This window comes from Dinghuibacter silviterrae (assembly GCF_004366355.1).
In the GTDB taxonomy this organism is placed as follows: domain Bacteria; phylum Bacteroidota; class Bacteroidia; order Chitinophagales; family Chitinophagaceae; genus Dinghuibacter; species Dinghuibacter silviterrae.
The window spans coordinates 501,913-517,068 of record NZ_SODV01000001.1; the positions used below are offsets into that span (position 1 = coordinate 501,913).

Below are 15,156 nucleotides of genomic sequence, written 5' to 3' on the forward strand. Positions count from 1 at the left end.
ATTTAGGGCGTCTCCGGGTGCCCCGCCCGGACCGCATAGTTATTGGGCTGTATCCTCCTTCCGCGGTACTGGGCGTACTCTCTCGTAAATTCCGCGCCAAAGTAGAGGATCAGCGCCGAATAATAGACCCAGAGGAGTACCGCCACAATGGAGCCCGCCGCCCCATAGCTGGTGTCTATATGGCTCAGGTGCAGGTAAAAACCGATGGCCAGGCGGCCCGACATGAAAAGAACCGCGGTCGTAAAAGCCCCGACCGTCACATCCCGCCACCGGATCCTGACATCCGGCAGGACTTTGAAGATCGTTCCAAAAAGCAAAAAGGTGGCGACGAACGACAGGAATATGTTGAGCGAGTGCGCCAGTACCACGGCCAGCGCCGGGAACACCCGGTCCAGTTGGGCGCTGAGCCCGTCCATGACGGCGTCCAGAACGAGCGATACCAACAGGATAAAACCCAGGCTAAGGACCATGGAGAACGACAACAGGCGGTTGATCAGCACCTTTAGCCAGCCGCTCGTTTTCTTGACCTTTACCCTCCAGATAAAATTCAGGGAATCCTGGATTTCGGTAAAGACACTCGTTGCCCCAAACAACAACGCGGCAAATCCCGTGATCCGCGCCAGCCAGCTGTGATGCAGGTACAGGATCGCCCGGCGGATGATGTCCTGGATCTCCAGGGCGGCGTTCTGACCGACGATGTCCTTGATCTGGCCATAGATCCGGCCCTCGATCACCTGCTGTCCGTAAAATACGTCGCAAAGGGTGGTGATCACGATGAGCATCGGCGCCATGGAAAAAACGGTGTAATACGCCAGGGCGGCGCTCATCCGGAAGACCCGGTCACCCGCCAGGTCCGCCCCCGCCTTTTTGACAATGCCCCATATATCCCTGACCTTTCTCATCCGGAGAGCTTTGGATTGTCCCGGTGCCGTTCGGCATCCCGTGCATTCTTTTTCCCGAAATTCTTTTCCAGGGCCTCCTCCAGGTTTACCCCCGTCTGGTTGGCCAGCGCGAGCAATACCCAAAGAACGTCCGCCATTTCGTCTCCCAGGTCCCGGCCCAGGTCGCTTTCCTTGGAGGACTGGTCCCCGTAACGCCGGACCATGATCCGGGACAGCTCTCCTACTTCTTCCATTAAAATGCCAAGATTCGTGAGCTCCCCGAAATACCGGACCCCCACGGTCCTGATCCAGGCGTCTACCCTGGCTTGCGCGTCGCCGATGGTCATGTTTATTCCTTGTTTTGGGTATCGATAAAAATGGTGACCGGTCCGTCATTGAGCAGGGCAACCTTCATATCTGCCCCAAACCGCCCGGTCTGTACCGGTTTGCCCAGGTCAAGCCCCAGTTGTTCCGCCATCATTTCATAAAGGGGAATCGCATGGGGTGGTTTGCTGGCGCGGATGTACGAGGGGCGGTTCCCTTTTTTGGTGGACGCGTGCAGGGTAAACTGGCTAACGAGAAGGATGTCCCCTTGTTTGTCCTTTACCGATACATTCATCACGCCCTCGTCGTCGTTAAATATCCTGAGATTTATCATCTTGGTGCTCAGCCACCGGACATCCTCCGCTGCATCCGCGTCTTCTATACCCAGCAGGACCAGGAGCCCGTCTCCGATGGCGCCCACCACCTCACCGTCCACCCTAACCGAAGCTTCCGAAACCCTTTGAATGATCGCCCGCATAGGATCTTTTGTGTACTTTTGTAGTGGGATGAAGGTAGATATTTCAAAGGAGATAACGTACCGGACGGCACGCAGCGGCGGAAAGGGCGGCCAGAACGTAAACAAGGTCGAAACCATGGTGGAGGGATATTGGCACGTGGCTTGCTCCAACCTGGTCGGAGACCGGGAAAAAGCGCTTATCTTACAGCACCTTTCCTCCCGGATCAACAAGGAAGGCTTTCTGATGGGCAGGTCTCAAACCGAACGCACCCAGCTGGGCAACAAGGAACTGGTCCTGGAAAAAATGAATGAATGGGTCAACCGTGCCCTGATCCCCAAAAAGGCGAGGATTGCCACCAAAGCACCCAAAGGTGTCTCCGAAAAACGCCTGGAATCAAAAAAAATCACGTCCCTTCGCAAAACATCCAGGAAGAATATTCGTTTGTCTGACATATAGGGCGCCTCCGGCGTCGCAACTCATAAACTTACCTGCACATGCTGCGGCTATGGACCACGGGCTTTCTGATGATCGTTTGCTGGAGCTTATGGTCCTGTAAAAAGGAACTAAGCGCGGAAGGCAGTCCTACGACCGTCACGCTGCAATTCACCAACAAGGTCGGCCTGGCCCCCCTCACACTGGGTACGGTCTATACCAATGCCACGACGGGCGAACAATTCGACGTCACCACGCTGAAATATTACATTTCCAACGTTCAGTTGATCTCCAAAAACGGCACTTTTACGAACGCCCCTTCGGTCTATCACCTGGTAGATGCCTCCGATACGACCACCGCGTCCCTTTCCTTCACTGCCAGCCCCGATTCCCTGATCGCCCTTTCCTTTCTCGTTGGGGTGGACAGTACCCACTGCGCAAACGGTCCCCGCACCGGGGACCTGGACCCCGCCAAAGGGATGTTCTGGAACGCCGCGCAAGGGTACATCATGGCCGAGCTCGAAGGCATTTCCCCGGCATCCACGCAGCCGGGGTATGCTTATACCTACCAGATCGGCGGCTATACCGGTCCCAATAACGTCCTGCGCAAGGTCACCCTCGCCCTCCCGGGTCTCCCCGTCACCGCCCGTTCTCTTTTTGCCGACACCATCCTGATTTCCATCGACGCCGATGTGGACGCCTGGTTCAGCGGCCCCCACTACCTGCCCATTTCCTCGAACGCTACCTGTACCACCCCCGGCGCCCTGGCCAGCGAATACGCCGACAACTACGCCCGGATGTTCGTTGCCCGGAATGTACAGGTCAAATAGCCGTATATTTATCCCCAAATTACAAGGCAGTGAGCTCGATCAAGGGATTAGCGGGGCAAACGATATGGTATGGCGTTAGTTCGATTGTAGCCAGGATGTTGAGCTACCTGCTGACGCCCTATCTCCTGCTCGTCCTTACCGGTCCGGAATACGGACAACAAGCCATCATCTACGCCGCCATCCCGTTTCTCAACGTCATTTTCACTTACGGGCTGGAAACGACCTTTTTCCGGTACGCCCAGAAACACCCCCATCCCCAGGAGCTCTACAACACCCTGCTCATGTCCATCATCGCCTCTTCGCTTTGCGTCGGCGGCCTGATGTACATGCTTGCCCGGCCCCTCGCACACTTCCTGCTGGTCGACAGTCACCCCGAATGGATCCGGCTGACCGTCCTGATCGTCGCCACCGATGCCCTGAGCACCCTGCCATTTGCCAAGCTCCGCCTCGACGGACGCCCCCGGAAATACGCCTTTGTCCGTGTCGCGGGCATCTTTTGCTACATGGGGCTTTTGTACTTTTTCTACTCCATCTGCCCGTCCCTGGAGGCAAAGGGCGGCGTGTCCCCTCTCCTCGTCCTCTACGCCCCCTCTATCGGGCTGGGGTATGTCTTTATCGCGAACCTTGTCCAGAACTGCCTCCAGCTCGGGCTGCTGCTCCCGGAGCTGGCCAGCTTCCGGCCCCAGTTCAATGGCACCCTCTGGAGGGAAATGATGATCTACTCCCTGCCGATCACCATCTACAATTTCGGTGGGATGATCAACGAAACCTTTGACCGGATCATGCTGGGATGGTGGGTGCACGCGCCCACCCGGGAAGCCGCCGACCTCCAGGTAGGTATTTACAGTGCCAATTACAAGCTATCCCTGCTCATATCGCTCTTTATCCAGGCCTTCCGGCTGGGCGCCGAGCCCTTCTTTTTCAAACAGGCCAAAGGGGAAAACCCGCAGCGGGTATACGCCCGGGTAATGAAGTTCTTTGTCCTGACCATCACCCTGATGTTCCTTTTTGTCGCCCTCTACCTCGACGTCTGGAAATATTTCATCACGCGGCACTCCATGTGGGTCGGCCTTAAAGTCGTACCCATCCTGCTTTTCGCCAATATGTTCCTGGGGATCTATTACAATTTATCCATCTGGTACAAACTCTCCGATAAAACCTCCGCCGGCGCCTACATCACCGTCATAGGCGCCGCCATCACCCTGGTCATCAACTATGCCTTTATCCCCTATTTCGGTTACATGGCCTGCGCCTGGGCCACCTGCATTTGTTACGGCACCATGATGGTCCTGTCCTATGTCTGGGGTCAAAAAGTCTACCCCGTCCCCTACGCCTGGAAAAAGCTCGCCGCCTACATGGCCATCGTCCTGGTCCTCTATTTCATCCACGGTGCCCTTGTCCACCTCTACCCCGCCCGCTGGTTCAACCTCTTTTCCGCGACCGCCCTTTTCCTGGCCTACCTGGCCTTCATCACCCGCGTAGAAAAAAAGGAATTCTCCCGTCTCCCCTACGTCTCCCGGTTACCCATCCTTAACAAACTGGTCGCCTAAACACGCTAAACCCATTCCGTCCCGCCCCTAAACACCCCGCGCAGGCCGAGGGGGGGTATGTCCATTTTACTCCTTTTCCCCAGGTAACCGAAACGATTTGGCATCGTTCAAATCACCTGAGGAAAAGGAGTAAAATGGACATACCCCCCCTCGGCCTGCGCGACGTTCCGAAGGTCAGGAGCGAACGGTCGGAAGTCCGGGAAGAAAGAAAGGATTAGCACCTAGGGCAAGCGAAGAAACGGGTTATGCCGTTTTTCATAACCGATGGTTGTAGCCGGCCCATGTCCAGGATACACGACAGTGGAATCGGGCAGGGTGAAAAGCTGCGAGCGGATTGCCTGGAGAAGGGTGGCGTGGTCGCCGAAAGGGAGGTCGGTCCGCCCGATGCTCTCCCGGAAGAGGGCGTCCCCACCGATGACGAAGCCCTGGGCCTGGCAGTAGAAGCAGAGGTGTCCGGGGGAATGACCCGGTACGAACAGTGCCGAAAGGTGATTGTCCCCGAGCGATACGGGAGCCCCACCCTCCAGGAAGGCCAGGGGCCCCTGGTAGTTATCGAACGGCAACCCCCACATCAGGCCGGAAGACGGCGCCAGCTGGAGCATCTTTTCTTCCAGGGGGTGCATCAGGGGGGTCAGGCCATAGGCGCCGGCCAGCCACCGGGTGCCGAAAACATGGTCCAAATGGCAGTGGGTTTGCAACAATATTTTAGGTTGGACGCCGTTTTGAGTAAAAAAATCCGCCAATGCCTCCTGCTCTTCCTCCCCATAGCAACCCGGATCGATGACGATCCCCTCCCGGCCGCTGATCAAGACGTAGGTATTTTCCTGTAGGGGGCTAAATGTAAAAACCCGGACCGTGAACATAAATTGATTTTTGTACTTTTAAAACCTGGTTCGGCCTTGTTCCTGCTCCACCGACAAAACACGAATTTAGAACATTGAACTTTATGAAGCGATTACTCCTGATTATCTGTAGCCTTGGCATGTTGTGGAACATTTCGTTTGCTCAGGTCAACACGGTACAGTTTGGTAAGAACAGGGTGCAGTACAAGAAGTTTCACTGGAGGTATTACCAGGCACCAAACTTCAACGTTTATTTTGCAGACGGGGGTCTCAACATCGCAAAGTTCGTCGTACAGGTCGCCGAGGAAGAGTTGCCCGGGATCGAGCGCTTCGTCGATTATGGCATGCAGAGAAGGGCGAACATCATCGTATACAACAGCTACAACGAATACCGCCAAAGCAATATCGGCATGGACTTCGACTGGCAGAACAGCGGGGGCATGACCAAGCTGGTAAACAGCAAACTCGTCGTTTATTATACCAGTGACCACAACGAACTCCGCCGCCAGATCCGCGAAGGGATCGCACGTGTGCTGGTGTCCCTCCAGCTTTTCGGAGACGATATAGGCGAATTCGCGGGGAACTCCACCCTCCTGGATCTTCCCAAATGGCTGACGGACGGTTTTATCTCTTACGCCGCACAGAACTGGAGCACCGCCCAGGACGACGCCCTCCGGAGCGCCCTGCTGGGATCCGACTATACGAATTTTTACCAGTTTGCCTACGAGCAACCTGACCTGGCCGGTCAGGCATTTTGGTATTATATCGAGGAGCGGTACGGCAAGGACAAGGTGAGCTATCTCTTTTACCTGGCCCGTTTGTACAAAAACCTCAACCACGCCTGCCAGGAGCTGTGCAAAAAGAAGTTCAAAGACGTCCTGGCAGACTTCATGACCCAGGAACAACAGAAATATTACAAGGATCTACGGGGAAGAAAAAATGTGCCCAAGGGCCGGCTGACGGTATCCCAGGAAGTTTCTCCCACTATGGACTACTACCATTTCACGGCCAACCCGAACCCGAAAAACTACACTTATGCAGTCGTGGAGTACAAAAAGGGTCGCTACAAGCTAAAGCTCATCCAAAACTTCACGGACGAAAAGATCCTCTGGAGGGAAGGCGCCAGACAACAGCTCGACGAAAAGGACCCCCATTTCCCGCTGGTTTGCTGGGACCCGAAAGGAACGCGGCTGGCCTACGCCGTCAGCAGTGAAGGCGTGATCAACGTCTTTGTGTACGACCTGTTCACCCGGACCACGACCACGCACTTTACCCTGGACCAATTCCAGCAGCTCCAGAGCATGAGTTACATGCTGGACAACAATACCCTGCTGCTGAGCGCCACGCGCAACGGCAAATCGGATATTTACATTTATAAAATCAAGGAGAAAACGGACGAACAGGTCACCAACGACATTTACGACGACCTCGATCCCGTTTTCGTGGCCTTCCCGAATAAAACCGGTATCATATTCTCCTCCAACCGTCCCACGGGGAACGACATAGACGGCGATACCGTGCTGCCGTCCCGCCACCGGTTCAACATTTTCCTGGTGGACAACAACGGGCCCAAATCCACCTTCCGGCAAATCACCAAGCTGACCAACCTGAAGTACGGCAACGCCCGTTATCCCATGCCCTACAACACCTCCAACTTCACCTTCATTTGCGACGAGAACGGGATCAACAACCGTTTTGCGGGCTTCTTCTCCACAAAGAGGGCCGGATTGGATACCCTCATCACGGTAGGGGACGATCTCCTGAGAAATCCCTCGGTACAGGAGCTGGATTCCGCCCTCAAGTCGTGGAACAAGACCGAACCCGACTCCGTGGCGCTTTATTCCGTGACCAACGATTCGACGTACATCTTCCCCCTCTCCAACTATCAGACCGGGGTCGTGGAAACCAACGTGGCCGGGGTGAACAACCAGGTCAGCGAGGTCACCCGCCAGGGCGACTACAAATTCCTGTACAAGCTCCAGGTCGACGAGAAAACACTGCACAACCGCAACCTCAATGACCGGCCCACCGACTATATGCGCCGTATCATGAAGGCCGACCAGTTGAGCAAGGGCAACGCTGCCGCCGCGCCTTCGCCCTTGGTCTCCCCCGCCCAAAAGGCCCCGGCCAACGACTTCTTTGAAAGCGAATTCAATAAGGAAAAGAAGGACACCGCCAACCACGCCGCCGCCGCCAAACCCGGTGCAGCGGCACCCACCGCTGCAGCGCCCGCGCCTGCCAAGGAGAATTCGGCGCTGAGCCGGTCAAAACTTTTCCAATACAAACTCAAGTTCTCCACAGACTACGTGGTGGCCAACCTGAACAATTCCGTCACGTTTACCCAATACCAGCCTTATGCCGGCGGTTCCGGACCCATACAGCCCGCGGGCGGTACCGACCTGAGCGGTATGCTGCGGGTCAGCATCAGCGACGTACTGGAAGACTACAAGTTCATCGGGGGCGTACAGCTGGGTACCGACCTCAGGGATAACGACTATATGGTCTCGTTCCAGAACTACAAACACCGGTTCGACTACGGGGTTTCCTATTACCGGGGTGCGTCTTCCTTCGAAGGAGACTTCGTGGCGCCCACGGTCGAACTCATTTCGCAGGCCCGGACCATCACCAACATCTATGAAGGAAACGTCGCCTATCCATTTGACCGCGTCCACCGGGTAGGCATGACCGTGGGGCTGCGCGACGACAAGACGGTGATCCGCGGCGACTACTCCGCCGATCCCCCGCCCATCGGGCCTCCCCTGTCCCTTGCCGCCGACGACATCCAGCAGAAATACGTCTTCCTGCACCTGGAATACGTCATGGACAATACCTCCTACCCCGCGATGAACATCTGGAAGGGTCTCCGCTGGAAAATCTACAACGACTTCTATAAGAATGTGGGTACCAAAACCTCCTCCGGGGACAACGGCCTGTTGAACAACATAGGCTTTGACGCCCGCAATTACCTCCCCATCTACCGCAACTTTATCTGGGCGGTACGCGCCGCCGGCGACTTCTCCGCCATCGGGGACGAACACATCGTCTACTACGTCGGGGGCATGGACGGCTGGATCGGGCCCAAGTTCAACAACAACAACCAACCCGACCCCACCGGTGTGGAAAACTACATCTACCAGGGTCTGGAGCTCAACCTGAGGGGATACGACCAAAACGCCGCAAACGGGGACAACGCCGTCACCATCAACAGCGAACTCCGCCTCCCCATTTTTACCACCTTCTTCAACAAGCCCATCAATAATGCTTTCCTGAGGAACTTCCAGTTCACCCAGTTCCTGGACATGGGTACCGCCTGGACCAACTGGTCACAGATCGGAAGACCCACCGTAAACTATACCGACCGGAATCCGAACGGTACCACCCCCGTCGTCACCCCGGTGTCGATCACCGTCAAATCACCCGGCATCGGCCCCTTCCTGGCCGGCTATGGCTTTGGCGTACGGAGCACCTTGCTGGGTTATTTCCTCAAGCTGGATTGCGGCTGGCCGTGGGGCGGCTTCTTCAGGGGAAGTCCTAAGCTGTATTTCTCCTTGGGACTTGACTTCTAAAGGCGAGGTATCCCAGCCAGAGAAGCGCGCCAAACAACAGGGTTACAGCCCAGGTTTGTTTGTATTCCAGGGGGCAAAGCACCCGGACGCCGACGACCCTGCCCACACGCAAAGGCTGTGTGACGATATACCAGCTGTTCAACCGCAGGTACCGGCCCAGGTATATCCCAAAACCACAAGCCAGAAATACGACCAGGATGGCAAACCGGACCGGGCGTTCCCGGTACCTTTTCAGCATCCAGTCCTCGACACGCCTCACCGAGGCGTACCCCAGCAACACGCCGTTAAACGCGCATGCGTAGACGATTGCCTCGTCCAGGTATACCGGCGCTTTAGGCCCCTCCTGAAAATGCACCATATCCGTGATCAGGTAAGGTGCGTTGGGCAGGAAAAAAAACCACATGCCCAGACCCACCAGGTTCCTGTATGACCAAAGCGAAGCCTCCGGATCCAGCCGGCGCACCGCCATCAGCGGTATGGTGGCCAGGAAAAGGTTCCAATAGTAAAATGCATAGGTCAGCGAATGCGTCCACCCCATCCTGAGGGCGACCAATATCATAGGAATAGCGAGCGACAGCGCCCACCATCTTGTACGTGTCATAGGTTGATCAGTTTTACGATTTTCGGTATAAAAATAATGGCGCCCACCACGGCCGTCCCGATGGACACCCACAAGACGGCACCGGCCGCCATGTCCTTGACGTACCGCACATAGTCATCCTTTTCCCTCGTGATCCGGTCACACGCCTTTTCAATGGCGCTGTTCACCATCTCCATGCCGATCACCAGCGCGATGCAAAGAACCACCAGGGCCCACTCCAGCGGCCCGAGCCTTAGCCACCACGACATCCCCACGGCCACCACCGCCACCGCCAGTTGCACGCGGCAGTTGTTCTCACTGGACAAAGCGCACAGGATGCCCCGGAACGCGTATAGGAAAGATTTTAAAAAACGGTTCATAGCGTATAATAGATTTTTTTTTGCAACACCTCAACCCGCTCCTCCAGGAGTGAAAACCAGTCCCACCCATGAATGGGCCGGCACCGGCGCCCCCGCCTCCAGGCGTCCCGCATTGCCTTCCAATACTCCGGCATCGTACACACCCCATACACCACGGTCGCCACGACAGGAAAGGACACCCGCCCGTTTCCCAGCATAAAGCTTTGCAGACAGACCTCTCCCTTGTCCGTGGTGTCATAGTCCAACAGGATGTGCTTCAGGTCGTGCCGCGCATAGTGCACCAGCAGGCTCAGGTCCTTTTCACGGATAAACTGCACCAGCGCATGTCCCAGGGTGTCTTTCGGCAAAGCTTCCAGCGCCTCCAGTGTATACGGAAACGGGGCCGGCCGCCGGAATACCTTGAGCACCGGGAGGGCGCATTCGTGCGTGAGGAACACCAGCAACCAGGTCCGGGCGCGGCTAAAGCGCGTTCGCGCCCAACGGATGAATTTTTTCATAAAAAGTACTTTGTTTTTCAAAGTGATATGCTCTAAAAAAAGCCCGCTGCCGGGCGTTATTCCATCGACCTGATCATCTGCTCCAACGCCTCCAAATGCTGCCGGAAGGCCTTCTCCCCCGCCTTGGTGACCGAGTAGGTCGTTTGGGTTTTCCTTCCCACAAAACCCTTTTGCACCTTTATATACCCGCTCTCCTCCAACGTTTTAAGATGCGAAGCCAGGTTGCCATCCGTGACCTCGATCAGCTCCTTGAGCTCGTTGAAGTGCACCGACTCGTTCACCATGAGCGCGCTCATGATCCCCAGCCGGATCCTGCTGTCGAAGACCTTGTTGAGGTTAGCGATCGGGTTTTTCATACTTCCTCCACATCCAGATGCCGTAGACAATATGCAAAACGCCAAAACCCACCGCCCAGAAATACAACCCATAACCCGGCACCCAACAATTGATAGCACCCAACAGGATCAGCGCGTACCCTAAGTAGCGCACCTCTCCCAGCGTATATTTGCTCCCGTTCACCAGTGCCAGGCCATAAAACAACAGGCAAACCGGCGCCACCAAGCCCCCTAATTCGAGGTACAACAACCTCAACACCAGCACCCCACCCGCCAGCATCGGCAGCATGGTATTCCACAAAAGCCGGCGGGCGGCGCTCCCCCATATAGGTACACCCTGTTTCCGGCTCCGGGCATAAGTAAAAGCAAAGGCCGACGCCAGGGCGCCCACAAAAATGCACAACCCCATCACCATCAGCCGCGCCCTTAGGTGCGCAAGCCCCACCGTCCAGTCGATCTCCCCACCCCGTAGGTATCGAAACTCCCGGGAAGCTAGGTAGGCCCCCGCCAGGGCCCAAGAACCCGCGGCAATCCCGCTCCAGCCGCTCAGGCTGATAAACCGGCCGCTCCGCTCCATCATATTGCGGATGTCCTTCAGGGTATCCAGGTGCGAAGACGCATGAGGGTCCATAAAGTGCTTTGAAATACAAAGTAAATTCTTCGGACCCATTTCTCCAAAACTTAATTTTCCTACCATCCAAATGCTGGGGCAATTCTGTCGTTATTACATTTGACTGTGGTACGAATGGCTCGACATGGGAGAAGTATTTGGCTGTTGGTCGCCAGTTTGCTGGCGTCGGGTGGGGTGTATGCCCAATCGTCCATAAACGGCTGTTCCGCCATGGGGCAAACGCCCACTACTGCCTTCCCGGTGTGCGGTACGAGCAATTTTGTACAAACGTCCGTGAATCTATGTGGGAACAAATCTGTTACCTGCCCATGCAACACCGGCGGCTCGATAGGCGATATCAACCCTTATTACTATAGGTTTACTTGCTTTACATCCGGTACCCTCGGGTTTGTGATAACGCCAAACAATTTGGGAGACGACTATGATTGGCAGCTTTTCGATATAACCGGAAAAGATCCGAACCTTATTTACTCGGACGCGTCTCTATTTGTCGCCTGCGACTGGTCAGGAACAGTTGGGTTGACAGGCGCCGCCACACAGGGCACGTCCATTATAGAATGCCCCTCCGATACAGGTGTAGGCCCCGGTAGTCCCAACTACCAGGACCCCTTCAGCTCGATGCCCTCGATCCTAAAGGGCCACACCTACCTTCTTCTCATCAGCCATTTCACAAATACCCAAAGCGGTTATACCCTGTCCTTCGGCGGCAACCCCAACCTTGGCGGAGGCAGAGGCGTCAGCAGCTATGGCAGTGACGTAGGCACCGCCGTCATCACAGACACCACGACCCCGGCACTCACGCAAGCCATCGTGGCCGACTGCGGCTCCACGACCATAAAGATTGGCCTCAGCAAGGAAATGCAATGCTCCTCCCTGGACGCGAACGGCAGCGACTTCACGCTGATCCCGCTGGCAGGACAAACACCCCCCTCGGTGATCGGCGCCACCGGCGACAATTGCAACTCCGGTTTTGACATGGACTCGGTGACCGTTACCTTTTCCGGCCCCATTTCCCCCGGGAATTACCTCATCGCCATAAAGAACGGGAACGACGGCAACACCCTCCTCGACGACTGCAGTACCCCCATCCGCGTCGGGGACTCCGCCACCATCACCATACCAACACCCCCGCCCCCTGCCCCCTTCGATAGCATCGCCCCCGTGGGTTGCGCACCCTCGGTGCTGACGGTTGTTTTTGACAAAAATATCCAGTGTTCCAGCGTGGACGCAGACGGGAGCGAGTTCCGTCTGACCGGGCCCTCCGGCGTGATCGTCATCGGTTCGGGTTGCGGGACCCTGCCCCCGGGTTCCAATACCAGCCCGACCAACATCGTCAAAGTCCAGTTGTCCGGTCCCATCGTCAAGGGGGGTACTTATCAATTGCAACTGGTCACCGGAAACGATGGAAACACCCTGATCGACGCCTGTTCCCAACAGCTCACCGCCGGTCAGACCGTTTCTTTCCAGGCGGGGGACACGATTTCCGCCCAAATCGGCTACCAGGTCCACCTCGGCTGCAAATCGGATACCATCGACTACAGCGACCCCGGGGAGGGTGGCATCACCCTTTGGAACTGGACCTTCGACACGACCCAACAGGCTAGCGGGGAACAACAGCAGGTGGTCTACACAATTTTTGGGCAAAAAACCGCAAAACTCGTGGTGTCCAACGGCTTCTGCACGGATTCCTCGACCGTGACCGTGGACCTGGACAATACCCTGAAGGCCGTTTTTGAAGCCACCAACCTCCTTTGTCCCAACGACAAGGCCTATTTCTCCGACAGCAGCATCGGTTCGATCATTGCCTACCACTGGGACTTTGGAGACGGGACCACCAGCACCCTCCAGTACCCCCCGCCCAAACAATACCCGGACCTGCCCGAAGACAAGAACTATCTTGTACAACTCATCGTGTCGAGCAGTCCTTCCTGTTCGGATACCGCCACCCAGGTGATCCGGGCCGTCGCCAACTGCTTTATTGCGGTACCGTCGGCCTTTACACCCAACGGCGACGGCATCAATGATTATCTCTATCCCCTCAATGCCTACAAGGCTGTCAACCTGGATTTCAAGGTCTTTAACCGGTGGGGGCAGTTGGTTTTTGAAACGACCAACTGGACCATTCGGTGGGACGGAACGGTCAACGGCCAAATCCAACCCGTAGGTACCTATGTATGGACCCTCCGGTACACCAACTCGGAAACCGGCCAAAAGGTCGTCCAGCAAGGAACCAGCGTCCTTATACGGTAAAATGCGTTGCGGCGCCGAGGGCGCCTTTTCGTATCTTGGCAATATGCAGCAGCTCAACGACTACATTCGGACGTCCTTCAAGACAGAAGTGACCGAGGCCGAAAACATCAGCCAGTTCTTTCGACCGGAGTTACTCCGGAAAGGGGATTTCCTGATGAGGACCGGCCGTGTTTGCGACTGCATGGCCTTTGTCGCCACCGGCCTGATCCGCATCTTTCTGGAAGCCGGGGATAAGGAGGTGACTCAATGGATCGTTACCCCCAACTATTTCACCACCGACCTTTCCAGTTTTATGCTCTCCAAACCTGGCCGCTGGAACATGCAAGCCCTGGAAGACTGCGAGATCTGGGTCATCCGGCAAGAGGAATACCGCCGAATGGCAAAGGCCGTCCCCCGCTGGGTCGAGTTTGAACGCCTGCTCCTGATCAATTGCTTCATCTACCTGGAAGAGCGCATTTTCAGCCATCTCTACATGAGCGCGGAAGAACGTTTTCAGCAATTGTTCGTGCAGAACCCTGAGCTTTTCAACCGCGTCCCGTTGCAATACCTGGCGTCCATGCTGGGGATGACCCCGGAAACCCTGAGCCGCATGCGGAAAAAACAGCTCACCTGAATTCTTGACATTTGTCAAGCAAGCGAGGCCATCCAATGACCACCTTTGCATAAACACTTCGTTATGCAAACCATCCTGGGCGCCAACGGCGTCATCGCCAAAGACCTCGCCAAATACTTGTTGACATATACCACCGACATCCGTCTCGTCAGCCGTCATCCCCGGAAGATCAACGATACAGATACGCTGATGACCGCCGACCTCCTGGACCGCGAGCAAGTCATCAAAGCCTGCGCAGGTTCTGAAGTCGTTTACCTGACGGCCGGTATACAATACAGCTATACAGTGTGGAAACGCGACTGGCCCGTCATCATGGACAACGTCATAGAAGCTTGCAAGCGCACCGGCGCCCGGCTTGTATTTTTCAGCAATGTATATTCCCTGGGAAGGGTCAATGGCTGGATGACGGAATCCTCTCCGATGAACCCCAGCAGCAAAAAGGGCGCCGTCCGTAAACAAATCGAAGAGAAGCTGTTGTCAGAAGTCCGTTCGGGTTCCATACAGGCAATTATTGCCCGTGCCCCGGACTTTTACGGTCCCGATTGCGCCAACAGTGTTGCCCAGATACTCGTGTTTGACAACCTGCACAAGGGTAAAAAACCGCAATGGATGGTGAGCGCTGCGACAAAACACTCTATGATTTATACCCCCGACGCCGCACGCGCTACCGCTATCCTCGGCAACACCCCATCTGCGTTTAACCGCATCTGGAACCTCCCTACGGCCCGGCCCGCGCTGACCGGGAAGGAACTCCTGGATCTTGCCGCAAAAGCCTTCGGACGCCCCTCGGGTTATACAGTGCTGCCGAAATGGATGCTCAGCCTGACCGCGTTGTTTATACCCAACATGAGGAGTATGCTCGAAATGCTGTACCAAAACAAATACGACTACCTTTTCGACAGCAGCGACTTCGAAAAAACATTTGCTTTTGCCCCGACCTCGTACGAGGAGGGCATCCGGCAGATTGCGGCGACGTATCGTTAAAAA

At 55.9% G+C, this 15,156-nt stretch carries 15 protein-coding genes and 1 pseudogene; 7 read left to right on the forward strand and 9 right to left on the reverse strand.

Going from position 1 to position 15,156, the window contains the following annotated elements:
* Positions 1-2: 2 nt before the first annotated feature.
* From EDB95_RS02175 to dtd, 3 genes are read right to left on the reverse strand one after another with little or no spacing between them, the layout of a single operon-like run.
* Entirely contained in the window at positions 3-902 is a 900-nt protein-coding gene (locus EDB95_RS02175; RefSeq protein ID WP_133990128.1) for a YihY/virulence factor BrkB family protein, read from the reverse strand.
* Entirely contained in the window at positions 899-1,228 is a 330-nt protein-coding gene (locus tag EDB95_RS02180) for a nucleotide pyrophosphohydrolase (protein ID WP_133990130.1), read from the reverse strand. Before EDB95_RS02180 ends, EDB95_RS02175 begins: the two co-directional genes overlap by 4 nt.
* A gap of 2 nt (positions 1,229-1,230) precedes the next feature.
* Positions 1,231-1,683 (reverse strand): D-aminoacyl-tRNA deacylase, encoded by a 453-nt coding sequence (dtd, locus tag EDB95_RS02185; RefSeq protein WP_133990131.1) that lies wholly within the window; start codon positions 1,681-1,683, stop codon positions 1,231-1,233.
* Between the two features lie 49 nt (positions 1,684-1,732).
* Here dtd and EDB95_RS02190 point away from each other — a divergent pair.
* The 3 genes and pseudogenes from EDB95_RS02190 to EDB95_RS02200 form a co-directional block, all read left to right on the forward strand.
* Positions 1,733-2,119 (forward strand): annotated as a pseudogene (locus tag EDB95_RS02190) (aminoacyl-tRNA hydrolase); the annotation flags it as partial.
* A 38-nt stretch (positions 2,120-2,157) separates the two neighbouring features.
* Positions 2,158-2,925, forward strand: coding sequence for an MbnP family protein (locus EDB95_RS02195; protein ID WP_133990133.1), 768 nt, complete (start codon positions 2,158-2,160; stop codon positions 2,923-2,925).
* A 29-nt stretch (positions 2,926-2,954) separates the two neighbouring features.
* Positions 2,955-4,475, forward strand: a complete 1,521-nt coding sequence (locus EDB95_RS02200; protein WP_133990134.1) for an oligosaccharide flippase family protein — start codon at positions 2,955-2,957, stop codon at positions 4,473-4,475.
* Between the two features lie 221 nt (positions 4,476-4,696).
* On the opposite strand, the gene EDB95_RS02205 is transcribed toward EDB95_RS02200, so the two are convergent.
* Positions 4,697-5,338: an MBL fold metallo-hydrolase gene (locus tag EDB95_RS02205; RefSeq protein WP_133990135.1), complete on the reverse strand. Its 642-nt coding sequence runs from the start codon at positions 5,336-5,338 to the stop codon at positions 4,697-4,699.
* 83 nt (positions 5,339-5,421) lie between these two features.
* On the opposite strand from EDB95_RS02205, the gene EDB95_RS02210 reads away from it, so the two are divergent.
* Complete coding sequence (locus tag EDB95_RS02210; protein ID WP_133990137.1) at positions 5,422-8,883, forward strand: hypothetical protein; 3,462 nt, start codon at positions 5,422-5,424, stop codon at positions 8,881-8,883.
* Here EDB95_RS02210 and EDB95_RS02215 read toward each other — a convergent pair.
* The 5 genes from EDB95_RS02215 to EDB95_RS02235 are packed head-to-tail and all read right to left on the reverse strand — an operon-like array spanning position 8,849 to position 11,306.
* Positions 8,849-9,484, reverse strand: a complete 636-nt coding sequence (locus EDB95_RS02215) for a DUF1361 domain-containing protein (RefSeq protein WP_133990140.1) — start codon at positions 9,482-9,484, stop codon at positions 8,849-8,851. The genes EDB95_RS02210 and EDB95_RS02215 overlap by 35 nt on opposite strands.
* Entirely contained in the window at positions 9,481-9,843 is a 363-nt protein-coding gene (locus tag EDB95_RS02220) for a diacylglycerol kinase family protein (protein ID WP_133990142.1), read from the reverse strand. The genes EDB95_RS02215 and EDB95_RS02220 overlap by 4 nt, the downstream gene beginning before the upstream one ends.
* The gene (locus tag EDB95_RS02225) at positions 9,840-10,340 is read right to left on the reverse strand and encodes a Coq4 family protein (protein WP_133990144.1); all 501 of its coding nucleotides are present in this window, start codon (positions 10,338-10,340) and stop codon (positions 9,840-9,842) included. Before EDB95_RS02225 ends, EDB95_RS02220 begins: the two co-directional genes overlap by 4 nt.
* A 56-nt stretch (positions 10,341-10,396) precedes the next feature.
* The gene (locus EDB95_RS02230) at positions 10,397-10,696 is read right to left on the reverse strand and encodes a winged helix-turn-helix domain-containing protein (protein ID WP_133990146.1); all 300 of its coding nucleotides are present in this window, start codon (positions 10,694-10,696) and stop codon (positions 10,397-10,399) included.
* The gene (locus tag EDB95_RS02235) at positions 10,677-11,306 is read right to left on the reverse strand and encodes a hypothetical protein (RefSeq protein WP_133990148.1); all 630 of its coding nucleotides are present in this window, start codon (positions 11,304-11,306) and stop codon (positions 10,677-10,679) included. The genes EDB95_RS02230 and EDB95_RS02235 overlap by 20 nt, the downstream gene beginning before the upstream one ends.
* A 390-nt stretch (positions 11,307-11,696) precedes the next feature.
* Between EDB95_RS02235 and EDB95_RS02240 the strand changes: the two genes are divergently transcribed.
* The 3 genes from EDB95_RS02240 (at position 11,697) to EDB95_RS02250 (ending at position 15,153) form a co-directional block, all read left to right on the forward strand.
* A complete protein-coding gene (locus EDB95_RS02240) occupies positions 11,697-13,556 on the forward strand; it encodes a T9SS type B sorting domain-containing protein (protein WP_246073447.1) in 1,860 nt (619 codons plus the stop codon).
* 43 nt (positions 13,557-13,599) lie between these two features.
* Positions 13,600-14,169 (forward strand): Crp/Fnr family transcriptional regulator, encoded by a 570-nt coding sequence (locus EDB95_RS02245; RefSeq protein ID WP_162852457.1) that lies wholly within the window; start codon positions 13,600-13,602, stop codon positions 14,167-14,169.
* Between the two features lie 63 nt (positions 14,170-14,232).
* Positions 14,233-15,153, forward strand: coding sequence for an NAD-dependent epimerase/dehydratase family protein (locus EDB95_RS02250; protein WP_133990153.1), 921 nt, complete (start codon positions 14,233-14,235; stop codon positions 15,151-15,153).
* Positions 15,154-15,156: the final 3 nt, after the last annotated feature.